1 pseudogene is annotated in these 379 nt (G+C 63.9%); it reads right to left on the bottom strand.

Features of this window, described 5'->3' with window-relative positions:
• Positions 1–379, bottom strand: a pseudogene (locus tag LBU54_RS15315) (T9SS type B sorting domain-containing protein); the annotation flags it as partial.

Raw genomic sequence — 379 nt, 5'->3', positions numbered from 1 at the left:
TTGTTGCCGTCGCCGTTGGGCGTAAAGTACAGCGGGTAGTCCACAACGAATACCGTCTCCGTAACCAGGCCGCAGCCGTTGCGGTCCCTCGCCGTGACCTCGTGCTGGCCAGGGGACACGTTCTCGAACCTGCCACTGTCCTGCCAGGGGCCGCCGTCGAGGCTGTACTCGTAGACCCCGGGGGCGCCTGCCGTTGCCTCTATAACGTGGTTTTCCGCAAAAGCTTGTGTTACCACCTCCGCGACCAGCGTCGGAGGCTCGCTCTCCACTACCTCGGAAGTGTCCGTATTGCCGCAGCCCGTTGCGGCCGAAGTGCTCGTATCCGTGACCGTAACGCTATAGGTACCGCCCTGGGCCGGCATATAGCTCGCGCCGGTCG

Source organism: Winogradskyella alexanderae (assembly GCF_020166335.1).
Lineage (GTDB): Bacteria > Bacteroidota > Bacteroidia > Flavobacteriales > Flavobacteriaceae > Winogradskyella > Winogradskyella alexanderae.
This window is presented reverse-complemented; position numbering and strand designations above follow the sequence as displayed.